The following is a 2,896-nucleotide window of genomic DNA, read 5'->3' on the forward strand; positions in this document are numbered from 1 at the left end:
GGTGCGGGCAGCCCGCCCGCCGCGCCGCCGCCCCCTTGACCGGCGGCTGACCGAAACGGGATCGCCCGTTTAGAGAGATCGGTGTGGGTACACCGGGGTGCGTGCCAAACCCCCAGAGCAGACCCCCCAAAGAGGAGATGACATGACTGGGCCGATCGCCCAGCAGACTTCGGGCAGCAACTATGTCCAGCGCGGCGGATCCAGCAGCAGCCTCGCCGACGTCGTCGACCTGATCCTGGAAAAGGGACTGGTCATCGACCTGTACGCGCGGGTGTCGCTGGTCGGGATCGAGATCCTCACCATCGACGTGCGGATCGTCGTCGCCAGCGTCGACACCTACCTGCGGTTCGCCGAGGCCGTGAACCGCCTCGACATCGCCCACGACGGTACCTCCCAGGGGCTGCCGCAGTTCGTGGAGGGCATGCAGGAGTCGGGCGCGAAGAAGAAGACGCGCGGCGCCCTGGAGGGCGCGGGCGAGCGGCTGAAGGAGAGCTTCGACGGCGACTCCGGCGACGACGGCGAGGAGAAGCAGCCCGCGCGGAGCCGCTCGTCCCGCAAGAAGGAGGACGAGGAAGAATGAGCACGCCGCAACCCCCCGGCGGCCCGGAGCCCGGCGACCGGGTCCCGCAGTACGTGTACGGGGTGACCCGCGCGGACGCCGAACTGCCCGCCGGCGTGAACGGGCTGGACGACCGGCCGGTGTCGCTGGTGCGCGACGGCGGCGTGTGCGCCGCGATCGTCAGCGACCTGCCCACCGACCGGGCGCTCGGCGAGCGCGCCGACCTGGTGGCCCACCAGCGGGTGCTGAACGCGCTGGTGGACGCCGGGACCGTGGTGCTGCCGTTCCGGTTCGGCGCGGCCCTCGCCGACCGCGGCGCCGTGGAGAAGGAGCTGCTGGCCGGCAACTCCGGCCGCCTCGGCCGCGTCCTGGACGAGCTGGAGGGCCGCGTCGAGCTGCGCCTGAAGGCCACCTACGTCCAGGACGAGGTGCTCGGCGAGATCATGGCGGCCGAGCCGGAGATCGCCGAGCTGTCGCGGCGGCTGCGGGAGGTCCCGCCGGACGCCGCCGACGCCGTCTACTACGACCGGATCCGGCTCGGCGAGCTGATCGCGCAGGCGATGGAGCGGCGCCGCGAGCACGACGGGCAGGTCCTGCTGGACGGGGCGGCCCCGGCGGCGGAGGCGTTCGCGCGCAAGACCCCGGCCCGGGAGGAGGACGTCCTGGACGCCTCGTTCCTGGTCTCCGCCGACCGCCGCGACCGGTTCGAGCAGGCCGTGGAGAAGCTCGGGCGGGCGCACGCCGACCGGATCCGCATCCGGCTCATCGGGCCGCTCCCGCCCTACGACTTCGTCCCGGAGTCGTGAGGACGATGGGGCTGTTCACCGGGCTGGTGACGCTGCCGCTCGCGCCCGTCAAGGGCGTGGTGTGGCTGGCCGAGACCCTCACCGAGCAGGCCGAGGCGCGGCTGTACGACCCGGGGCGCATCGCCGCGGAGATGCAGGAGATCGCCGACGACGCGGCCGCCGGTGAGATCACCGAGGGGGAGGCCGCGGCCCGCGAGGAGGAGCTGATCCGCCGGCTGAACGAGGGCCGCGCCCGCGGCTACCAGGCCGGCGGGTAGGGGAGGCCGCCGATGATGTCCGCGTCCGAGGCCGCCAAGCGCGCGGTCGAGCACGTCACCGCGATGACCGGCCGCAGCGCCGAGTGCGTGGTGGGCATCGAGCGCGCCGGCGAGGACGGCTGGCGCGTCGCGGTGGAGGTGGTGGAGACCCGCCGCATCCCCGACTCCGCCGACATCCTCGCCTGCTACGACACCGAGGTGGACGCCGACGGGGAGCTGGTCGGCTACCGCCGCGCCCGCCGCTATCCCCGCGGCCGAGTGGAGAGGGACTGAGACGCAGTGAGCGAGATCTCCTGGACCGGGCAGCGGTCCCCGGCACGGTCGATGGCCGGTGAGCGGACCTCCGCGAACCTGGCCGACCTGCTGGAGCGCATCCTCGACAAGGGGATCGTGATCGTCGGGGACATCCGGGTGAACCTGCTCGACATCGAGCTGCTGACCATCAAGCTGCGGCTGCTGGTCGCGTCGGTGGACCGGGCCAAGGAGATGGGCATCGACTGGTGGGAGCACGACCCGTCGCTGTCGTCCAAGGCCCGGCAGAACGAGCTGGACGGCGAACGGGACGCCGACCGCGAACTGCGGGAGGAGAACCGGCGGCTGCGCGAGCGCCTCGCCGCCCTGGAGGCCGGCCCGGCCGACGACACCGCCGACACGGGCCGGTCGGGCGCCAAGAAGGCGGCCCGCCCGGCGCGGGGGAAGGAGACCACATCATGACCGGCACCGCCGTCTACCTGTACGGGGTGGCGCGCGGCCTGGACCCGGCCGACCTCGGCGGCGCTCCCGGCGTCGCGGGCGCACCCGTCCGCGGCGTCGCGGCGGGCGGGCTGACCGCGCTGGTCAGCACCGTCGCGCTCGCCGACTACGGGGAGGCGGCGCTGCGCGCCAACCTGGAGGACCTGGCGTGGCTGGAGGCCACCGCCCGCGCCCACCACGACGTGGTGGACCGGGCCGCGCACGCCGCGCCGACCGCACCGGTGCGGATCGCGACGATCTACCGCGACGACGCCCGCGTCGCCGAGGTCCTGTCCGCGCAGGGCGCCCGGTTCACCGAGATCCTCGACCTGATCTCCGGCCGGTCGGAGTGGGGCGTGAAGGCCTACGCCGCCCCCGAGACCCTGCGCGGCGAGACCGGCGCGGGCGGCGACACAGATCCCGGTGGGGGGCTCGCGCCCAGGGCCGAGCCCCTTACCGGCCCCCAACCCGCGCCGGAGGGCGGCGTGGGCACGGCGTACCTGCGGCGCCGGCAGGAGGAGCGCCGCAGGTACGCCGTGCCC

The 2,896-nt window shown here is 74.3% G+C and carries 6 protein-coding genes; all 6 read left to right on the top strand.

The genetic code is table 11. The features are described from left to right. Nucleotides 1–142 precede the first annotated feature (142 nt). The gene (gvpJ, locus tag HUX53_RS30995; RefSeq protein WP_176406763.1) at nt 143–580 is read left to right on the top strand and encodes a gas vesicle protein GvpJ; all 438 of its coding nucleotides are present in this window, start codon (nt 143–145) and stop codon (nt 578–580) included. Further along, entirely contained in the window at nt 577–1,365 is a 789-nt protein-coding gene (locus HUX53_RS31000; RefSeq protein WP_176406764.1) for a GvpL/GvpF family gas vesicle protein, read from the top strand. Before gvpJ ends, HUX53_RS31000 begins: the two co-directional genes overlap by 4 nt. 5 nt (nt 1,366–1,370) lie before the next feature. Further along, nucleotides 1,371–1,622: a gas vesicle protein GvpG gene (locus tag HUX53_RS31005; RefSeq protein ID WP_176406767.1), complete on the top strand. Its 252-nt coding sequence runs from the start codon at nt 1,371–1,373 to the stop codon at nt 1,620–1,622. Between the two features lie 12 nt (nt 1,623–1,634). After that, nucleotides 1,635–1,895, top strand: coding sequence for a gas vesicle protein GvpO (gene gvpO, locus HUX53_RS31010; protein WP_176406765.1), 261 nt, complete (start codon nt 1,635–1,637; stop codon nt 1,893–1,895). Between the two features lie 51 nt (nt 1,896–1,946). Next, entirely contained in the window at nt 1,947–2,336 is a 390-nt protein-coding gene (locus HUX53_RS31015; protein ID WP_176406768.1) for a gas vesicle protein, read from the top strand. Further along, a partial coding sequence (locus HUX53_RS31020) for a GvpL/GvpF family gas vesicle protein (protein WP_176406766.1) occupies nt 2,333–2,896 on the top strand: 564 nt, incomplete at its 3' end. The genes HUX53_RS31015 and HUX53_RS31020, both read left to right, overlap by 4 nt.

This window comes from Actinomadura sp. BRA 177, from assembly GCF_013372625.1.
Classification (GTDB): domain Bacteria; phylum Actinomycetota; class Actinomycetes; order Streptosporangiales; family Streptosporangiaceae; genus Spirillospora.